This is a genomic window from Syntrophorhabdus sp. (assembly GCA_012719415.1).
Taxonomy (GTDB): Bacteria; Desulfobacterota; Syntrophorhabdia; order Syntrophorhabdales; family Syntrophorhabdaceae; genus Delta-02.
The window spans coordinates 1-16,597 of the sequence record JAAYAK010000099.1 but is presented as its reverse complement, the minus strand read 5'-3'; the positions used below and the strand labels follow the sequence as shown (position 1 = coordinate 16,597).

The 16,597-nt window shown below is 56.2% G+C and carries 28 protein-coding genes and 1 other RNA gene; 4 read left to right on the top strand and 25 right to left on the bottom strand.

Annotated features, from left to right (window positions below; genetic code table 11):
- Positions 1–21: 21 nt before the first annotated feature.
- The 25 genes from GXX82_06060 to GXX82_05940 all read right to left on the bottom strand — a co-directional run bounded on the left by GXX82_06060 (position 22) and on the right by GXX82_05940 (position 13,378).
- A complete protein-coding gene (locus GXX82_06060; GenBank protein ID NLT22592.1) occupies positions 22–486 on the bottom strand; it encodes a hypothetical protein in 465 nt (154 codons plus the stop codon).
- 12 nt (positions 487–498) lie between these two features.
- Positions 499–945, bottom strand: coding sequence for a cell wall hydrolase (locus tag GXX82_06055; GenBank protein NLT22591.1), 447 nt, complete (start codon positions 943–945; stop codon positions 499–501).
- A gap of 450 nt (positions 946–1,395) precedes the next feature.
- A complete protein-coding gene (locus tag GXX82_06050) occupies positions 1,396–1,698 on the bottom strand; it encodes a hypothetical protein (protein NLT22590.1) in 303 nt (100 codons plus the stop codon).
- 11 nt (positions 1,699–1,709) lie between these two features.
- Positions 1,710–2,195, bottom strand: a complete 486-nt coding sequence (locus GXX82_06045) for a regulatory protein GemA (GenBank protein ID NLT22589.1) — start codon at positions 2,193–2,195, stop codon at positions 1,710–1,712.
- Between the two features lie 148 nt (positions 2,196–2,343).
- An RNA gene (locus tag GXX82_06040) (hammerhead ribozyme type II) lies at positions 2,344–2,401 on the bottom strand.
- A gap of 96 nt (positions 2,402–2,497) precedes the next feature.
- The gene (locus tag GXX82_06035) at positions 2,498–3,055 is read right to left on the bottom strand and encodes a hypothetical protein (GenBank protein NLT22588.1); all 558 of its coding nucleotides are present in this window, start codon (positions 3,053–3,055) and stop codon (positions 2,498–2,500) included.
- Between the two features lie 14 nt (positions 3,056–3,069).
- Entirely contained in the window at positions 3,070–3,582 is a 513-nt protein-coding gene (locus GXX82_06030; GenBank protein ID NLT22587.1) for a hypothetical protein, read from the bottom strand.
- Positions 3,560–3,730 (bottom strand): hypothetical protein, encoded by a 171-nt coding sequence (locus GXX82_06025; GenBank protein ID NLT22586.1) that lies wholly within the window; start codon positions 3,728–3,730, stop codon positions 3,560–3,562. Before GXX82_06025 ends, GXX82_06030 begins: the two co-directional genes overlap by 23 nt.
- 134 nt (positions 3,731–3,864) lie before the next feature.
- Entirely contained in the window at positions 3,865–4,230 is a 366-nt protein-coding gene (locus tag GXX82_06020; GenBank protein NLT22585.1) for a hypothetical protein, read from the bottom strand.
- Positions 4,230–4,778 (bottom strand): hypothetical protein, encoded by a 549-nt coding sequence (locus tag GXX82_06015; GenBank protein ID NLT22584.1) that lies wholly within the window; start codon positions 4,776–4,778, stop codon positions 4,230–4,232. The genes GXX82_06020 and GXX82_06015 overlap by 1 nt, the downstream gene beginning before the upstream one ends.
- A 22-nt stretch (positions 4,779–4,800) precedes the next feature.
- Positions 4,801–5,181: a hypothetical protein gene (locus GXX82_06010; GenBank protein ID NLT22583.1), complete on the bottom strand. Its 381-nt coding sequence runs from the start codon at positions 5,179–5,181 to the stop codon at positions 4,801–4,803.
- 87 nt (positions 5,182–5,268) lie between these two features.
- On the bottom strand, positions 5,269–5,454 hold the full coding sequence (locus tag GXX82_06005; protein ID NLT22582.1) for a hypothetical protein: 186 nt from the start codon (positions 5,452–5,454) through the stop codon (positions 5,269–5,271).
- The gene (locus tag GXX82_06000; GenBank protein NLT22581.1) at positions 5,451–5,951 is read right to left on the bottom strand and encodes a host-nuclease inhibitor protein Gam; all 501 of its coding nucleotides are present in this window, start codon (positions 5,949–5,951) and stop codon (positions 5,451–5,453) included. The genes GXX82_06005 and GXX82_06000 overlap by 4 nt, the downstream gene beginning before the upstream one ends.
- 9 nt (positions 5,952–5,960) lie before the next feature.
- The gene (locus GXX82_05995; protein NLT22580.1) at positions 5,961–6,173 is read right to left on the bottom strand and encodes a hypothetical protein; all 213 of its coding nucleotides are present in this window, start codon (positions 6,171–6,173) and stop codon (positions 5,961–5,963) included.
- A gap of 9 nt (positions 6,174–6,182) precedes the next feature.
- On the bottom strand, positions 6,183–6,359 hold the full coding sequence (locus tag GXX82_05990) for a hypothetical protein (GenBank protein ID NLT22579.1): 177 nt from the start codon (positions 6,357–6,359) through the stop codon (positions 6,183–6,185).
- Entirely contained in the window at positions 6,356–6,652 is a 297-nt protein-coding gene (locus tag GXX82_05985) for a hypothetical protein (protein NLT22578.1), read from the bottom strand. The genes GXX82_05990 and GXX82_05985 overlap by 4 nt, the downstream gene beginning before the upstream one ends.
- A gap of 13 nt (positions 6,653–6,665) precedes the next feature.
- Complete coding sequence (locus tag GXX82_05980; GenBank protein NLT22577.1) at positions 6,666–6,869, bottom strand: hypothetical protein; 204 nt, start codon at positions 6,867–6,869, stop codon at positions 6,666–6,668.
- Complete coding sequence (locus tag GXX82_05975) at positions 6,866–8,107, bottom strand: AAA family ATPase (GenBank protein ID NLT22576.1); 1,242 nt, start codon at positions 8,105–8,107, stop codon at positions 6,866–6,868. Before GXX82_05975 ends, GXX82_05980 begins: the two co-directional genes overlap by 4 nt.
- A 17-nt stretch (positions 8,108–8,124) precedes the next feature.
- Complete coding sequence (locus GXX82_05970) at positions 8,125–9,846, bottom strand: transposase family protein (protein ID NLT22575.1); 1,722 nt, start codon at positions 9,844–9,846, stop codon at positions 8,125–8,127.
- The gene (locus GXX82_05965; protein NLT22574.1) at positions 9,843–10,778 is read right to left on the bottom strand and encodes a hypothetical protein; all 936 of its coding nucleotides are present in this window, start codon (positions 10,776–10,778) and stop codon (positions 9,843–9,845) included. The genes GXX82_05970 and GXX82_05965 overlap by 4 nt, the downstream gene beginning before the upstream one ends.
- A complete protein-coding gene (locus GXX82_05960; GenBank protein ID NLT22573.1) occupies positions 10,779–11,078 on the bottom strand; it encodes a helix-turn-helix domain-containing protein in 300 nt (99 codons plus the stop codon).
- A gap of 16 nt (positions 11,079–11,094) precedes the next feature.
- Complete coding sequence (locus tag GXX82_05955; protein NLT22572.1) at positions 11,095–11,577, bottom strand: hypothetical protein; 483 nt, start codon at positions 11,575–11,577, stop codon at positions 11,095–11,097.
- Positions 11,564–12,073, bottom strand: a complete 510-nt coding sequence (locus GXX82_05950; GenBank protein NLT22571.1) for a hypothetical protein — start codon at positions 12,071–12,073, stop codon at positions 11,564–11,566. Before GXX82_05950 ends, GXX82_05955 begins: the two co-directional genes overlap by 14 nt.
- 244 nt (positions 12,074–12,317) lie before the next feature.
- Positions 12,318–13,109: a hypothetical protein gene (locus GXX82_05945; protein ID NLT22570.1), complete on the bottom strand. Its 792-nt coding sequence runs from the start codon at positions 13,107–13,109 to the stop codon at positions 12,318–12,320.
- Between the two features lie 11 nt (positions 13,110–13,120).
- The gene (locus GXX82_05940) at positions 13,121–13,378 is read right to left on the bottom strand and encodes a helix-turn-helix domain-containing protein (protein ID NLT22569.1); all 258 of its coding nucleotides are present in this window, start codon (positions 13,376–13,378) and stop codon (positions 13,121–13,123) included.
- Positions 13,379–13,402: 24 nt separating this feature from the next.
- On the opposite strand from GXX82_05940, the gene GXX82_05935 reads away from it, so the two are divergent.
- From GXX82_05935 to GXX82_05920, 4 genes are all read left to right on the top strand, one after another.
- Positions 13,403–13,969 (top strand): helix-turn-helix transcriptional regulator, encoded by a 567-nt coding sequence (locus GXX82_05935; protein ID NLT22568.1) that lies wholly within the window; start codon positions 13,403–13,405, stop codon positions 13,967–13,969.
- Between the two features lie 243 nt (positions 13,970–14,212).
- Complete coding sequence (locus tag GXX82_05930) at positions 14,213–14,857, top strand: hypothetical protein (GenBank protein ID NLT22567.1); 645 nt, start codon at positions 14,213–14,215, stop codon at positions 14,855–14,857.
- A 194-nt stretch (positions 14,858–15,051) separates the two neighbouring features.
- Positions 15,052–15,807: a histone deacetylase family protein gene (locus GXX82_05925; GenBank protein NLT22566.1), complete on the top strand. Its 756-nt coding sequence runs from the start codon at positions 15,052–15,054 to the stop codon at positions 15,805–15,807.
- Positions 15,798–16,597: hypothetical protein (locus GXX82_05920; protein NLT22565.1), on the top strand; the 800-nt coding region annotated here is incomplete at its 3' end. The genes GXX82_05925 and GXX82_05920, both read left to right, overlap by 10 nt.

Genomic DNA, 16,597 nt, shown 5'->3' with positions numbered 1-16,597 from the left:
TTCCTGCAGCGGTCGAGAGCGCTACAGTCCCCAGGTAATACCCAGGATGATGCCAAGACACAGAATGCCGCGAAAAATGAGAACACTGCGCATCTTGTTTTCACTGAGCACCTCGATTTTGCCGAATATCGGTTTGTAATCTATGAGCCAGACGAGCTCGTATACGATGAGGCTGACGGCGAGTAGTACAATCTTGTAGAACACCATCCCGATGTTCTCCGGTTTGAGTAGCCAGAGGAGGCCGATAAGGCCCGCAAGGGGCAGTCCGAAACGGAGCGCATATTTTTTGATCTCGCCGATCCGCGGGAGTTCGACGGTGCCGGTGCCACCCGACGCGCAGGCTTCCACCTCCCGGGCCTGTGCGGCTTTCCGGAATATCTTCGTGGTGCACCACTCACCGATTACAGGGCACAATGTCACAATGAAGATGCCCAGGGCGGTTCCTGAAAACAGTCCGATCAAAAAGATGGTGACATGCCCGAACATGCATACCTCCTGTTATGCGTAGAATTCAAAGTCGCCGATGACGGCGACAAGTTCCTTTGCTTCCGACCAGGGAACCTGGTCCTTGCTTCTTCTGTAGTGGGTTGCCCCGGAGACATTGTCCGGGAGATCTCCGTTCATAACACTCTCGGCGATCCGGTAGCATTCGCGGAGGTGTTTGTTCCTCTGAAACGCTTTGTCCCACCCGCAGGCGATCGCCATGAGACCCAGGCGGTTCGGGTTGCCCTCCTGGAAACAGGGGAACTGTCTCGAGGAGAGGACGACGCTTTGCAGGGTGATCTGGTCGACCCGCCGGTTAAGAACCTTGAGCCGGTTCATGACGCACCAGGCAATCCCGAGCTGCTGTCCCGTGACGGGCATCTTGCCCGTCTCCCCGTAGAGACACAGGGCGAGAAGCTGCGTGTCGTCAAGCTTCAGGAAACATTCGGAAGGCTTTTTCATCCGGTCACCGGTGTATCAGTCACTTTTGATCTCCTTCTGGAGTGGCTGAAGGCTCAGTTGAGGCTGCCTTTAGGACTTCCCCGAGAGCTTTCGCGCAGTTGCAGTGGCATACCGCTCCGTGTTCCAGCAACTTTCTCCCCATGTAATTCTCTTCGCTTTCAGCCGCATGAAACTCTCGCCTCGCGTGATGTTCCCACCGGGCAACCAGTTCCTGGAGCTTGTCGATGAAGCCTTTATTGCCTGGTAGGGGACCCGCCGGGCCTTTAACCGGACGTGGGTTCCCCTCCAGGGCTTCGCAAAGGGCGTGCGCCTTATCGTGTTTTGATGAGCGCAGGACACCGGGTGCGACGGGCCCGGCATCCTGCTTCATAAAGGAGAGGTGTTCGTTCACCTTAAGAGTCTAAAAGATTGGGGGAAGGGAAGTCCTTTGAAGTGGTTAAGAAAATTGCTTCAATGAGGGGATATGTCGAACAAGAGATCCTGGGGGATTTTCTCCTCCACTATCTCACGAACCCATCTCTCTGTCAAACCGTATTTCCTGGCGAGGTCCCGGTGATTGTTGCCTGTGAATTCCCGCCGTATGCACTCGTCACGCTTCTTCCTGAGGATGCCCTCGATCTGGGGGAAGTAGTAGGCCAGCCCCCCCACCACGGAGGAGAGCTTCACGGCGTTCTCTACCCCGATGGCGCGGGCTACCTCACGGTAGGAATCCGGGAGGTCGTCGATGGTGATCTCGCCGATGATTGTCTCGATCCACTCGTTCATCATCCCTGGTTCCCCACCCTCCTGCACGCGCAGCCGTTCTGGTCCTTCCACATGTTTTTTAGCGCCTCGATGACGGCGGAGGCGTCGGGAGATGTGCGGACCTGATCGATCTTGAAGTATTTCTTCAGCCAGCGACGGTACCCGTCCCAGTGGCGCCACTTGATATCGGCAGCCAGGTGCTCGATCATCCGGAGCTGACCCGGGCTCGCGAGGACGACGACGTTCTCCGGAAGGGGCACGCCGGGAGTCCTGGGAGCGCAGGGCCAGCAGGGATTCTGGGGAGGGGTCCGCTTCGTCTTCAGACGGAAGCCGAGCCCTTTGAAGCAATCTATCAACTCGCTTGCTTCCCGGTAGGAGAGGTTCTTACTGGATTCCACCTTATAGCGGTTTTTCAGCATGGCCCGATAGGTCGCGTCATCAAGTCTCAGTTGTTTGAGGGCAACATGAATTATCTGCAGTTGCTTTCGGTTGACGGCCTCGTTCATAAAACCTCCCAAGCAAATAATCCCTGCCTTGCCAGACCTTGCCTTGCCAAAGCTCGCCTCGCCATGCCAGCATTTGCCGAGCCGCACCTGAGCCCGCCTAACCTCACCCGATCGCGCCTAACCATAACCCGGCCACAAACCGCCTTGCCCTGAGGCTCATCAGACCGGATATCATCCGGTGACACCCCCGAAGGGGTGTTTCGCCTTGCCTTGCCTTGACTCGACATAGCCCGCCACGCGAAACCACACCATACCGGGCCGAGCCCACCGAACCACAGCTCATCCGGCCATGCCTCGCCCGATTATTCAAATCGCGTCACCATAAACCTTCCATATCTCGGCCTGAAATCCCCGATGCCGTACTGTTTGCCTGCAAGGTCCAGGACCTCCTTCACCACCTCCCGGGGGATCTGGGGATCATGCACCTCGATGTCGAATTCCAGGGACCAGTTCCTGAGCATGGGGCGCATCCTCTCAACGCCCGAGTTATTGACCCTCACAAGCCTCTTGTCCACGGTCAGCTTCCCCGATTCCAGGAGCTTTTCCGGAGAGCCCTTCAGTCCGTGGGGAATGTAGTCCGGGGTGACAAAGACCGCGCTCTTGAAGAGGTCCTTGTAGGTTTTCTTGCCCTTGCCCGTTATCTGGAAGTTGACCGCCGCCTTGATGAGCGCACCCTCGATGTGGCTTGCCGGCTCAAAGACTCCGATCACATCGTCCCAGTGGAGCGCCGTTTTCCACTCATCGCTGTAATCCTTTGCGCCCGTCTTCTTCTGGGTCTTCTGTGCCAGTTCATCCTTGAACACGTACCGGTGCTGCATCAGCGGTGCCGTTCCTTCGATTCTGACCTTGATTGTCTCCATACGTAATACCCTCCTTAAATGTTTAGGTTTTGTATTGCCAGCCTCTCCTGACCAAATAACGATTCGTAGGCCTCGCGGTCCATTGCCCTTAGCCGGACCGCCAGGGACCGGATCCTGTTTACATACTGCGCGACGCCTGCCCGGTACTCCTCCCTGGTCTCCGGAAAGTAGAACCCGGGAGGATTTGCCGTCGAGGAAACCACCAGAACGCCGTGATGCTCGGTGAGATGCTTGATGATCTGCCGGACCCGCACGCCGGAGATCCCCGTCATGGCAGAAAGGGCCTTCTCGCGTATCGCGTTTTTCCTGCCCTTGCGAAGCAAGCTTAAGATCTGCTTTTGCTCCTCCGTCAGAGCGGGCCTGTCAAAATCAAGGGAGAGTTGATCGGGCATGTCTTTTACTCTCTCTCTCTCTCTCTCTCTCTCGATGAAGCCGCGGTTAGTACCGCACATCAGGCACCTCTGGCCCGACTCGGACCATCTGTCGGGCACTATGTTGCCGGAGCTACATTTCGGGCATATCAGCATCGCTTTTCTCCTTGGGATACATACGCTCCACCCCGCAGTCCTCGCACCGGTAGTACCAGTACCAGGAATCCTGGGCGAAGCGTGTCATGGGTTTTCCGCAGGTCCAGCAGTCCGTTGTCAGTTCCACGTGGCGGGTGTCGTCATTCATGATGGATACACTCCCGAGATCGGTTATTGCCGGATCCCGCAATTGCTCTCCTCCGGCGGGGAGAGTTCTGGAGGATTTTGTGAGATCTTTGCCGCATTGCGGGTGACGGCGGTTACGGTCATCATTGGCTGTGTTCACCATTTGATCAGTTGCCCCTCGAAAGGCAGTCCGTACGTAGCGTGGAAATAGACGAGCATCCTGTCGATGCTGCTGAAACCGTCTTTCATTGCAAGGTCCTTCTTCTCTTCATATGACAGGGGCCCGTAGCCGGCGATGATGATTTGCGGCCGGCCGTCGATGTCCAGGTCCATAGATATGTCACGGGCATAAAGACATCGTGCCCTCCTCAGGAGCTCTGACGACTTCGTACGGAGCCCGGTATAGAGAGCAAGATCTTCTCCCTCTCTGATCGGGTACTTTCTCCTGGCCCGAATAGTTTGCCTCTTGACCCCAAGTGCTACGATGACAGCGAATCGTTTCTGAAAGTTGAGGATTGCCATTACGGTTGACCTCCCCACCCGGCCATTATCGCTTCCTTCCCATCGTGCAGCTCGGAGAAGGACTGCCACCCGAGTTCCGTGAACTCACTCGTGTAGACCTCCTTGCGGGGGATGATCGGCCGCCAGTGGATATCGCAGAAGACCCGGTAATGCCATACGTCCAGGGTCTGGCCCTTTTCGCTCTTCGGGGACTCCACCCACAGACAGCGCTGGTAGTCGGGCGGGAAGAAAACGTCGATCCACATCTTCGTGAGCCGTTCGCTCTTCCCCGCGGTACGCCCCGTGAGCGCCGCGCGGAACGACAGCGACAGGTGAAGGCACCGCTCATAATCCGGGTTCTTGAACATGCCGCCGCTGTGGTGCCCCACATCCCTGGTGAATATCATGATGGTACGCAGGACTCCGTCTGACCATTGACCAGTGCAGTGCCTGACCAGCCTGCTGTTCTCCCGCGTGTCGGCCCCGGTGTAGATCCCGTGTCTGGCCCGGCGATACATCTCCCTGGCGGCCACACTCGGTAACGTTCCGAATTCGAAGATCTTGCTCATATCAGCTGTACCTCCCTTTCCGCTACACGCACTGTCGGACAATCACGCCTATCCGCAGCGATTCAGGTTCTGATAATACCCCAACTCCATCCGGGTGCGGATCGTGGACCAATTGCCCCTTGCGGCCCACCACCGCGTGTTGCAGATCGGTGAACCTGTTTGTTGGACCTATCATCACGTGGCAGAAGTCCTTGTCGCTGAAGAATCCCTTCATCTCGTCTCTCGGTATTCTTGCTTCGAAATAGGCAAGTCCCATTTTCGAGAGCCACTCATTGAGTCTGCCCATCCATTCTCCATCGTCGTCGTATGCGGCCAGATCGGGTATCCGTTCTATGCTCATGTCGAGTAAAGAGGCAATGCATGCCTCAAAGCAATTACCCTGCCGTCCGAATCTTGTTTGCATAACTGGTGTCATCCGTTTCTTAGCCTCCTCAGTGCCGGCATCACCGGCAGACCATTTTCGCGGAGTCACGAAAATGGTTTCGGCCGTCTACTCAGCCCGCGGCTGACGGAGCTTCTTCTCGATGCACCGCGCCGCCTCGGGGGTTAGCTCCATCCGCGCCAGGAATCCCGTGTCATCCCGGGAGATGATCCCGATCGGCGCGCCCGTATCTTCCCCGGGCGGGCACAGTCTCCTCATCGTCCGCAGGAGTTCCTGGGGATCGCGCCGTTTCATGCCGCCTCCTTCTCCTTTATCTTCTCCATGTTGGGCTCGATCCGGAGTTTGTCCTCGGTTTTCAACGTGGCGCCGCATTTCGCGAGCGTTGTTGCATCAAGGCCGCTCATGGCCTCCTTATCGGGCTCCTCGATGATCCTGAGATACTGCACGAGCCCCAGGGCCTTGAGGGCCGCCACCGTTGCCGCCTTGCTTTTCAGGACCACCTTTGTAACCACCCGGTAGGCCACAACCCCGAAAGTGAGGTCCTTTGAGCGGACCCTGGCAAATTCCTGTTTCCTGGACTCGGCGAAGAGGGTGATGTTTTCTTCGATGGCCTTGTGCTCGGCTTTCAGTCCCTCGGCCTTCACGTCATATTCCGCTTTGATCTCGTTGATCTTGAGGGTCATCTCGCCCTCGAGCTTCTGGAGCTTGATGTCGATCTCGCCCATGCGCCTCAGGGCGCCGTCAACCTCGGGCCAGTCCGTGTAATCCGATGTCTTGATGATCTTTGCCATATATCCTCCTTAGTCGTTACTTTCTTCCACGATCTTCCACAACCGGTCTCCGTCTATGCGGACCACCGCATGGGGCCGGTTGCCCATGATCTTCCTTGCCACTGCCTTTGCCGCGCCCTTCGCGCACGATGTGCAAGATGCGGTCTTGCCCTGGCAGCGGGCTACATAGGTAGAGCCGCAGTGGGCGTAGCGAACGGTTATTGTGTCGTTTGAATTGACCATGTCTCCCCCTCAGCTCACTGTCTTCGGCACGATCGGGAGCGTTCCCTCCGGATCCTCGTGCCGTTTTTCATACTGGTGGTTATCGATGTGTATCGCGTCCGTCTCGTAGCGGTCGATAACCCTTCCTGAGTCATCCATGATCCGGATGACTGCCGCGTCCTTCCATATCTCCAGAGCCGCCTTCATGGTTTTGCCTCCGCTTGTGCGGTGTATGCCCTCTCATCGCCCAGGAAACGGATCCCCGCGATGGTGTAGCCTCTGGGTGAAAACCGAAAACCGATATCGGCGATGTAGAAGGGCTGCACCTCTTTCATCCCCGCGCGGATCCGGGAGGAGATATGATTGGATGCGGCCTCGTAACCCGTTTCAAAACCGCGCTGAAATGAGCGCTCTCCCCGGGCCTGCCAGCCGGCGAAGAACACCGTCGCCAGGAGAAGGACCCAGAAGATGTTTCGTGCTATCTTCTTACGTCTCATCATGTTTCACCTCGTCTCACAGGTTAAGGGGACAGCCCTTGCACTTCTCGGGCTGTCTCACGGCGCGGGCAATGCAGACCGCGTGGTCAATGCGATCGCTGTGACGCTGGCACCACACGTCGCCGTTGGGGTACCTGGGTGGCTTCGCGGTCGGGTTGCCGGGATACGCGCCGGTGCCCGACTGCCTCTTATAGGATTGTGTCCTCTGCCGTGTCCTCATATCTCCATCACCACTTCTTCCGTCACCTTCTCGCAGCCCATCTGGCAGGCGAGGTTCATCGCCTTCGCCGCGTAGTTGTTCACGAGGCCCGGGTAGGCATGGCTTATCGTCTTGCCCGTCCTTCCGTCCCTGTCGGTGAGCCGCTTCGACAGCGAGGCGATGGCTTCGTCGGTGAAGATGTCATCCACCTTCGCGCCCACCCGTTTAAACTTGAGGGTCATATAGTCCTTGATGTTGCCGTTGAGTCCCCGGATCTCGGCGATCTGGATCCTCCGGATGACCTCCCTCATGTCGGGATGCTCACCCTCGTCGAGCTTGTCCTTGAGTTCCGGCTGACCGACGAGGATGATCCCGAGGAGCTTCGTGTAGCCGTCCTCGAACTCGTAGAACCGCTTGAGGAGCTTTAGGACCTTGAAGCCGAGGTCATGGGCCTCCTCCACGATAATGACGTGCCGGGAGCCCTGCTTGTGCCGGGCAAGGAGGAGCCTCAAGACCTGCCTCGATTTCTCCTCGAGTTTTATCTTCGGCTTCTCGCTGCTGATATCGTGAATGATCGCGTCGCACAAGGACGCCGCCGTCACCCGGTCCTTGTCGACGATTTGGGGGTAGATGACCCGGACGTTCCCCTCGCGCTGGAGGGTGAGGACCACCTTGCGCCGCATGATGCTCTTGCCGCTCTGTACCTCCCCCACCACCGCCAGGAAGCCCGCGTGCTTGGCCGCGTCGATCATCGCCGCCTCGATGTAGTGGTGCTCGTCGGACATGAAGATGTCCTTCTCCTCCTGGACGTCGTTGATGAAGGGGTTTTTGAAAAGCTTGAAATGCCTCTTTGTGTCTTCTGTGATCACCTCTACCTCCCGTATTACGTGAATGTGCTCCGGATCGCCGCTGAGTACAGCCTTTCTCCTCTGTGTTGTCACCATTCTCGCGATGGTACCCACCGGATGGGCCCGCTTCATCTCCCGGCCCAGGGGATCCCAGATGTTCTCGATCCTGAGGCAGTGCTGCGCGAGCCATTTCCGGGCGCGCACGTTGCCGCCGATGAACTCCTCGACGCGGCCCTTGAACTCCGGATGTTCGAGGGGGATGTACCCCCTGTTGACGACGATGTTGATCGTCGTCCGGGCAAGCCCTGTCAACTCACCGATCGTTCCCTGGTTGATGTCGCAGTCCACGAGGAGCTGCTTCAGGATGATGGGTTTCACCGTTAACCTGTATGCCGTTGCCTTTTGTGCCACACCGTCACCTCCCCTGTTTATTGGTTGGCGATCTGTACTTCGCCGCTGTTTGAGATCCCTATGTTCCAGGTGCCCTCCGCCTCGATCTGGGCGATGACCTCGTCCGCCCTCGATATCTCGATGGAGTCCCCGAAGGCTGCCTTGAGCTGCCGGTTCGTTTCCTTTGATATGGCCCCCACCCGGCCCGTGAGGCGCTTCAGGAACTCCGTGAAGGATATCCTCTTCTCCACGATCGCCCGGTCGATCTCCATGGGCGTTCCCTTTCTGGGCATCAGGGTGAGGTCCACCTTGTCGGCCTGGTGGCCGAAGACCGTAAGGCCCGCAAAGGGGATCTGGTCCTTCTTCCTGTCCTCACCGTAGGCCATGTTCTCTATCCTTTTCTTCGCCTGCTGGACCACGCTGTCCGGCTGCGATTTGAACTCCTCGCCGATGACCGCCGCGGTGACGGGAAAGGCCCCGAGTTCCGCCGGCAGGATCTTTACGGGTTTCACCTCGTAAATCACGTCGCGGAAAGCGACGCCGATGGTTTCGGGATCGAAGGGTTTGATGATGATCCGTACCGTCGAAACGCCGGGCACGATGCCCTCGACGTGTTTGAGGTTGTAGGTCTCTCCCTTGTAGGATATCGAATACTCCCGGCCAACGGACCGCGTGAACTGTTCGTCCGTATAGGAGTAGATCTCTGAGAGGATCTCCCGGTCGGGGAGTTCGCGCAGCTGGTCCTGCCGGATGAGCAGCCAGCACTGGGTGCGCGTCATGCCGTGCCTGGTATGAATTCTGGTCGCGTTATGGTGGACGCAGAAATCGAAGGCCCAGGCGTTGAGGGTGTCGAGATCATAGGCCGGCTGCAGCCGGAGGCCCGACTCGAACCACACCTCGATGATGCCGTGCATCCTCTCGACGGCGCCCTGTCGCTGGGAGTTGTAGGGCTTTCCTGCGGGGATGTTGATCTCGAGGCGCTCCAGGAAGGAAACAACCGCCCTTGCTGAATTGGCGGCGCCGTTATCCATAAGCAGGTGGAAGGGAACCCCGCGGAAGGGGTAACGTTCATCGTCCCGTCCCCGCCAGGCTTCAACGAGAAACGTGTAGAGGTTGTTCTGTGACTCGCCGGCAGCCTCAAAGTACCGGAAGTAGAACATGCCGGAGAAATGGTCGACGATCACGTACCGCAGGAGCCGGGCCTTTACCTTCGCGAAATTGTGCAGCTTGTTTTTATAAAAATCCCGCTCATCCATGATGCACAGGCCCTTTTTTCCCTTGAGGTAGTACTGGATGCAGACACTGACATCGAAGACATGGCAGTGGTTTGGATGGAGGGAGCGCATGCGGCTGTGCGGGTCCGCGACCTTCATGCTCGCGGCGTTGAGCTGGTGCGTCCTGAGGATGTTCCTCATCCCCGCGGGGGTGACCTGGTCCGCCTCAAGGCAGCCGGAGTCGGCGGCGATCTCCAGGGACCGCTCGACGGGCATGATGGGGCCCTTGACCTCGCGGGCCGTGGTCTGTATGAGGCCGGCCACCAGCTCCACCTGCCTGTCGGTGAGCCCCGATCTCCGGACACCCTTGTCGGCACGCGCCTTACGACCGGAGACATAACCGAACTGGCGGGCGACACGGTAGAGATGTTGTGAGCTTAAGCCCGTCCGCTGAGTGTATCCCTCGATCACCCTCGTTCTTGCCGCCGCGTTGTCTGCGTTCTTGAGTTCACTCGCCAGGTCTTCCTGCCACACGATCCACCTCACTCAGCTTCGCCCTGCGAGCCTTTCGCCGCCCCAAAGGCGGGCATCTTTTCGGGGATCATGATGCAGTCCCCGTACATACCCTCCGCCATCTCGTAGATCGTGAGGATCTGCATCTTCATGTACGAGAGCGCCGTGAGATACTCCGCCCGCATGCGGACGGATGGTTCCTTGCCAATCTGCAGCTCCTCGATGTTTTCGGGATCCAGGGTCAAAAGATAGCCATCGAAGGCCGTCTTGAGGAGGGAGACCTTCTTCACGAACGCGGCGTCCTCGTCGTTGAGGTCCCTGTCCTCCAGGAAGCCCTTGTGACGGGCCAGTTCCTTTTCGAGCTTCGTCAGGGTCTTATGCGTATCTGCCTGCACGCGCTCATGGGCCTTTTTCTGGGCAGCGAAGTCCTCTTTCTGTTTTTTGAGGTCCTCCTGGAGCTTGTCGATCGCGGCTTCGATCTCGTCCTTGTGCTCGGGGGTGAGGGGGATCTTCTCACCTTCGATGACAAGGGCGCCATCGGAAATTTCGGCAAAATCTGCCGAAATGGCTTTGCCTAAGTAGCGAATTTTATTGAAACTGATTCCTAAGAAATCGGAAACGTTTGCCGAAAATGAATTGAAGAGCGGGCGAAGATCGTTGATGATGTTGTCGGCCGTTCGGACCTCATATCCGACGGACTCACAAAATTGCGCCCAGGTAAGGCCGCCGTCTTTGTATCCCTTGTTCTCCTTGACCCGGTACAGCACAACGGCCTCGATGAGGTCATTGTGAGCCCTGTCGTGACGTATCTTCTTGAGGATGCCCATGGCCTCGCGTTGGTTGCCCCTGGCCTCCATCTCGGCGCGAAGCTTTGTTATCTCGATGTCCGCCTCTTCCCTCGCGATCCTGTAGATCTCCTTCGAGGCCTCGACCTGTTCGTCTGTAACCCGTGGTGTCCTTGCCATTTATTCCTCCATGTCCAGAGATTTGATATCCAGATCTATCCTTGCCCTGTCGGCCTCGAGGGTGCTCCGGACCCTCGCCCAGAAGAGTGCCAGGCCCATGCCGAGACGGTAGCGATCGCCCACGGTCGAGACAAATCCCAGGTCTTCCAGGGTCGCGAGGTGGCACATGGTCGTGCCCGTCGGCAGGTTCACCGCCTCTGCGATCCTGGGCCCGGTGGTGGGTTCTTTCTGTCCGGCCAGGAATTTCAGGATCTCGCCGGTCTTCCTGACGGCCTCGATGCGTTTGTAGGATGTGGCCACGACATTCCCTCCTTGTTTAGTGTTCCAGGAGCGCCCGCTCCAGTTCCTTCAGTTCCTGCTGCTTCCTGGTGATCTCTTCCTTGAGGAGCCCCGCCCTGGCCCGGACGACGTCCTTTCCCTTCAGGGCCTTGTAGTTGCAGGCTTCAACCAGGATAAAGAGCACCTCGTAGTCGCGACATACCTCACAGAAGGCTGCGAGGACGTCGACGGACATGCCCCACCTCTTATTCCCGTTATGGTCGATGATGTCGCCGGTGAGATCCCGGCTCTCCGCCGACCAGTTGTCGAGGGTGCTCTTCGGCACCTCGATACCGGTGAGCTTGTAGACAGCCGAGCAGATGTCGACCCGGTCCATGCCGGACTTCTTGATCGCCGAGGAGACCGCCTGGCGGATCCGGGCGCTGACGTTGAGGCTCCCGGGAGCGGGAGGCGCCTCGGGTTTCAGGTACTCGAAGAGTCCTCCCTGGCGACTGTCAATTTTCCGCTTAACTTTTGACATTGCTAACCCCGGTTTCTTTTGTTAGAATCAAATCAGATTTGAAAACAAGAAAGGAATCTGGATGTTTCCGAGAGATGCTGCCTTTATATGCCGAAGATGCCTCGACCGGTTCTTTTTCAGTGAAGACCGGGTCAATGACATTCTCGCGGCGAGGATGATCGGCTGTCCCGGATGCAACAGCATCATCGATAACAAGCAGGGTGACGTTGTGAGATTCTTCCGGTTCTATCCCCGATTTGTCAGGGCTGTTGAGGATATGATGACCTGCGGGATGGAACTGATCGGATACGAGCCTGTGTGTGATGAATGGAACCTCATATGGATAAAGAGTATGACGTTCAGATGCGGAGATTGCGGGAAGGAGTCGAGCTATTCCTTGAAGCGGATGGACAGATTCGCCGCCGATCCCGGTCTTTTTTCGTGCAAGAGATGTCAAACTCAAATAAGGCCCCTTAAGATCGTGAAGGAATATTTCGTGAGCTTCCGCCAGGTCCATCGATCGGCTGATCGGCTGCACACATTCCTGTGGGACATCTTGTCCCCATTACAGCTCCCCGTTGAGCGATTTCCGGTGCAGTGGCCCGAGTACGGGAGGGCTTCATCTTGATGAGCCCGTTAGAGCAGAGAATCTCCCGGGCAGCCTGTCTGGAAATGGACACACACATCGTTCTTTTGAGGTGCCCCTGGAGTTGTACAATTAGATCCACTATGTGCCCTCCTATGCGGCCCTTTTGGGCTTCTCATCCGGCCAGAGATCCGAATTCGTTCTTCCCGGAGGTCATCGGATGACCGGCGGGCCTCTTTGTCTTGCCTTTGTCCGACCTTGTGCGTCGCGGCAGCCCTGTAGATCTGGTGGGCTTCTTGTCTATACCGAAGGCCTCGCGGAGCCTCTGCACCTTCCGGTAGACCGTCATGGGGGAACAACCCCGCCGCTTTGCCTCTTCCTTCACGGCGGCAGCGGTGATCGCGCCGTCGGACAGCCTCGCGATCTCCTCTATGGGCATGATATAGGTACTGTGATCATAATTACCCAGGAGCATGGCCTTGACGATCCGGTTGCCGTCCTTAGGACCCAGGCGGCGCTTGATCTCATGTATGTGAGACTCAGTAAGGGGAATCTCCTGGTTGGCCGGCGTCATCTCCAAGGCCTTGCTGAACTGCCGCGTCTGGAAGAGATCGAGGATCTCATCGTGGACATCGAGGGCGTTCGGGGCTTTCGACAGCATGCACAAGCGGAGGGCTCCGGCGGGGACGGAAAAGAGGCGGGTCTCGCGCTCATAATTGTACGGTTTGTCCCCGTTTTTCGGATGGACCATCGTCTTCAGCTTGAGGACGATGCTCTCATCCGGTTTGAAGCGTTTTTTATACCTGTTGAAGAGGTTGTTGAGGAATTTTCTTGGCTGTTCATAGCCCAGTTTTGCACCCAGGGTTTCTGCGTCGATCCACTCACCCGACTGGTAACCAAAAAGGGAGATGTCGTGCCGCGACGCCAGAACCGGCAGGTTGTGGTCTACATCTGGGTGTTGGTCCATGTTCTCCACCTCTATGCCGCCCTTCTGCGAGGTTTCCTGTCCCAGAGGTCCTCATACGGGACCCCGCATGCGTCGGCGATGGCCAGCTGTACTGGTCTTGACGTGACTTTCCGATGGATTACCTGGGAGATCAACTCTGGGGTAACACCAAGGGTGTCCGCAAAGGCGGCCTGGGTCCGATATCCGTTGATGGCGAGCAAGACACGAATGTACTGGGGTTTGTCCTCTTTTTTTAGCTTTTCGAGCTTAGCGTTGTTAATCATGTTCATTAGAATTTATCAGGTTGATAAATAATGTCAAGCGAAAAAGATGACAAATTGACAACTTTAGGGGAAAGGCTCCGACATATACGGAAACAATTGAGATTCAATCAACAGCAATTAGCAGATTATGTGGGTCTAAAGAGTGCGACCGCTATAAGCCTGTACGAGAATAACAAACGCGAACCCGAGTATGTTGTATTGGATACACTTTACATATTGGCAAATGTTAATTTGACCTGGTTAATAAGTGGTGTTGGTCCTGTCTTCTGTAATTCCTCCGGTAAAGAAAATGAAAAAGGCACAGTATCAGAGAAGCCAGAGGAATATCAAACAACTGTCCCCAATAGCATGAAAAAGGTGCATGATGCCTTTATGGAGGTAATGCTATCCAACGACGAAGGCACTAAACTGGCACTGACGCAGAATATATTCACCTTTCAAAGGACGGTTCGTAGCGAGCTAAAGGTATCTAAATTAGAATCGGATATTGAGGACATAAAAAGGGCATTAAAATCGAGGGATACGGACTTTAAGACCCAGGAATCACCAGGGGAGAGTCGACAACCAGGGGAAAAGCATCGTGTGGGCGGGGAATAATAAGAGTGATCGATGGGGGCCGCGTTGACGAAGCGGAGCGGGAGATCATTGACGAACCTTTAAGGAGACTCCGGGCCATCCGGCGTTATCTCGTCGCGATCCGCACGGAATCATTGCGACTGTTTTGGCGTTACGTTTTGACGTAGCAGCAACCGTTCTTACAAGCAAGCACACCCAAAGTCATAATCCATCATCAGAGCGGAGAATCATCTATACAGTCTTCTCAGGAGGTACGCAAAGACAGTGTATGTCATTTTACTACTCGGGATAGTGGTAGCGGCAATAACGCTTCCGTTCATCTGGCTATATGAAAAAGTCGGCGCCGTCTTCTTCTCTCTTATAATACTGTGTTTAATTGCAGGTGGTATCTATCTCAGACGTGCCTTGCTGAAGCGCAGATATTCAGAACTTCAGGTCTTGGCGCTCAAAACCATCAGGTACCCTGTGGTGACGGCACGAGCGAAGGCAATCAATATGTGGCTGGCGGGGAAATATCCCGGCTGGGCTCCCTTAATTAGAAATCTTCAAATAATCAGAGACTCCTTAGATATTGCACTGACCAGCAAGAAGATGGATATAGCCGAATCACGCATGAAGTTGGCATTGGATCGGTGGCAAGAATCACAACAGGAATATGGTGGACTTCTTGCTCCAGAAACAGCCGACCTTATAGCCTCTGTGATTGAGGAGACACATAGTCTATACCACACAACCCTATATTTGAATATGGCCGGAGCACATTTAGAGAAAGCACAAAATCTCAAAACTGAAAAGGGAAGGGCAAAACACAGGGATCTCGCAAAGGTAATCATTCAAGATGGCCTCGATGATCCGCTAAGTGATAAGACCAAATTAACGGAACTGCTCAACCAGGTCGACGGAAAATAGAATAGACAAGATTGTGATCGCCCAAAAACTTAGAATCAAAGACCCTTTGAAAATAACACCCAAAGACCCTCTTGTAAGGCAACCGTAAGATTAATCAGAAGTGACTTATAGCATTATTCGGGACTTAGTTATCGCACCCCCCTACACCATCTTTTCCTCATTGACTTGCCCCTGTCTTTATGATTAAAAAGAGCATGGAAAAGATAAAGACCATATACAGCGCCAGATTTCTGACCGATTATCCCACCGTGGACTGCGAGAATCCTGACCGGGTGGAGTTCATCCACTCAAAGATCAAGGATATCGCAGAATTCATCGAACCCGAGCCCTGCACCCTGTCGGACCTGGCTTTGTGCCACAGTGAAGGCCTTATCAAAACCGTCCAGCACACCAGGGAGGTGTACGATACGGCAATACTTGCCGCGGGCGGCGCCATGATGGCCGCCGAGACGGCGCTCAGGGAGCCCTGCTTCGCCCTTGTCAGGCCGCCCGGGCATCATGCAGGTCATGATTTCAACGGCGGTTTCTGCTTCTTCAACAACATGGCGATCGCAGTCAAGAACCTCCTCGCGCATGACACCATCGAAAGCGCCCTCATCGTGGATATCGACCTCCACTATGGCAACGGAACCCACGACATCGTCCGTTCCGACCCGCGCATCACTTTCAGGAACATTGACGCCCGTTCCCGGGAAGGGTTCTTCAAGGACCTGGAGGAGGCCCTTTCGGACGGCTCAAGCTACGACATCGTGGGGTGTTCGGTTGGGTTTGACACCTACGTCCGCGATTGGGGAGGGATGCTGTATGGTGAAGACTACCACAGGATCGGCTCTTCTCTCGTATCGGCAAATCCCCGCCTCTTCTGTGTCCTTGAAGGGGGGTATTACGTGGCCGACCTGGGAACGAACACGCGGTTCCTGCTGACGGGTATCCTCAAGGCTTGTTCATAGCCTCCGTCCTTGCCTTTGTCGCCGGCATATACACGGAGGCCTTCCATCACATAGCCTTTCCACCCCTGTTGATCAGCCTCGGGGTTCTCATCATCCTCATTCCCCTTTTGATCAGAAAGGGGTCCCTCCGGGCGACAGGCACGGCGCTTGTCATCGCCTTCCTGGTGGCCGGAATGCTCAGACTGGCCCTGGTATTCCTCGACCAACCTTCTCCCATTGTCGATTCGGGGCCGTCGCTGTACCGGGGCACCGTTGTCGAGTCATCAAAGGGGTTGAGGGTCATCGAGATCGAGGAGCCCTTGCATCTCTCGGGCATACGGGCCTTCATCCGTTCCGACCACCCTGCGGCCATCGGCGACCGGGTTGGCGTACTCGGTATCCTGAAGAACATTGCCCCCACTTTCAAGAACCCCCACCATCTTTCGTGGCAATGGGTGAAGAAGCTTGAAGGGACCTTCTGCGAGATCCGTGGAGAGGTGCTGTCCGTCCGGCCGGGAAAGAGACTGATAGACGGCTGGAGAAGATATCTCGCCGGGAGGGTGGACGCAAGCGGTACCCGGCATGCCGCAGTCGTGAAGGCTTTGACCATCGGCGACACGGCAGGCCTTGATGAGACAACGAAGACCCTCTTCCTCGAAACGGGAACTTCGCACATTCTGTCCATATCGGGGTCACACTTCGCGGTCGTGGCAGGCTTCTTCTTTCTCATCGCACGGTTCGCCTTCCGTGCGTCTTCACGAATGCGTCAAAAGGGAACCGACCGCGCCTGGGCAGCCCTCCTGACCATACC